The sequence below is a fragment of the Alienimonas chondri genome (genome assembly GCF_013036045.1).
Classification (GTDB): domain Bacteria; phylum Planctomycetota; class Planctomycetia; order Planctomycetales; family Planctomycetaceae; genus Alienimonas; species Alienimonas chondri.
Map to the genome: position 1 here is coordinate 1 of NZ_WTPX01000324.1, position 1,474 is coordinate 1,474.

The 1,474-nt window shown below is 75.1% G+C and carries 2 protein-coding genes; both read left to right on the forward strand.

All coding sequences use genetic code 11. The annotated features are described in order from the left end of the window. Positions 1–271 (forward strand): hypothetical protein (locus LzC2_RS21925; RefSeq protein ID WP_206678866.1); only part of this gene is annotated, 271 nt, incomplete at its 5' end. Between the two features lie 122 nt (positions 272–393). Continuing rightward, the coding region (locus LzC2_RS21415; RefSeq protein WP_171190054.1) for a hypothetical protein at positions 394–1,474 on the forward strand (1,081 nt) is incomplete at its 3' end.

Sequence of the window (1,474 nt, forward strand, 5' to 3'; positions counted from 1 at the left end):
CTTCGCCGCGGGCCTGTCCCGGCCGTCGCGCACCGCGGCGAAGTGGCGCCGGCGGCGGGACGCGGCAGTCCGCGAGATGACCGGCCGCGAGATGACCGGCCGCGGGATGACCGGCCAACCGCGGACCGGGGGATCGGTCATGACGGTCGGAGGCGTTCCGGCGCCGGTCGGTTCGGCGACTCGGGCCGACGGGGAACTGGTGGAGGGTTCGTCGCCGCGGACACTCAACCGGTCCGCTCGGCGGGCGCGCCGCCTCGTCGCCGCCCGTTGAGCCTGTTTCCTCCACGGACGGTTTCCTCCACGGACGGTTTCCTCCACGGACGGTTCCATCGCGGATCGGGACGCCTTCGCCCGTCGCCGTTCGCTCGCCTTCCCCCGTCACCGTCCTCCACAATGGCTCCCGACTCCGACTCCGACTCCGACTCCGACTCCGCCGACGCCCCCACGCCCGTCCCCGGCCGCGCCGGCGCCGAGGGAACGACCGGACCGATCGGCGGACCGATCGCGCCGCGGCCGACGATCCCCGGGGTGGCCCCGGGGGCCGGCCGCGGAGCCGGGACGAAGGGCATTCTGGGGTCGCTGCTGGATCCGGCGAAGATGGACCCCGCCGGCCTCGCCGCCCGCGGGACCGACGCCGAGCCGGTCGCCCCGGAGGATCTGGAGGAGTCCGTCTCCGCCACGATCTCCGCCCGCTTCGTCGACGAACCCGCCGGCATCCTCGACGGCGCCGCCGACTTCCAGGACGACGCTGATCGGGATGCGGACGACCCGGACGCTGACGAAGAAGCGATCAGCGCCGAGGGCGGCAGCGTGCTGGACGATTTCGACGACGATCTGGACGAGGGAGCGAACCTCTCGGACGAGGGCGCGACGCTCATCAGCGACTCGCCGCCCGATCCGGACGCCCCGCCGGCCTTCCCCCCCGCGGCGGACTCCCCCAGCGGCACCCTCATCGGCGGCGGCGAGCCGGACACGCCCAGCGGGACGCTGATCGGCGAGCAACCGGACACGCCCAGCGGCGCCGACATGCCCAGCGGCACCCTGATCGGCGGAGACGCGGCCGGCGCGAACGCCGACGGCCCGGTCGGAAACTTCGCCGACGACGACTCCCTCGCCGGCACCTCCTCCCTCGGCGACGAAGGCGACGACGCCCCCACCGGCGAGATGGACGACGCTTCGGATACGCCCACCGGCGACATGACCGGCGACGCCGCCGACACGCCCACCGGCGACATGTCCGGCGACATGACCGGCGCCGGCCCCACGATGACCGGCGGCGGAACCGCGGCCGCGAACCCGGGCGCCGACTTCGCCGAGGCCGACTTCGCCGAGGCCGACTTTGAACACGGCTCCAGTAATCAGGGCGGCAGCAGCCACGGCGGCAGTAGCCACGGGGGAACGGCGGCGGGCGGACGCACCCGGAGCGGCGGACGCGGCTCGACGGCGGCCGGCCGGTCGGCCGACGGCTCGGTGC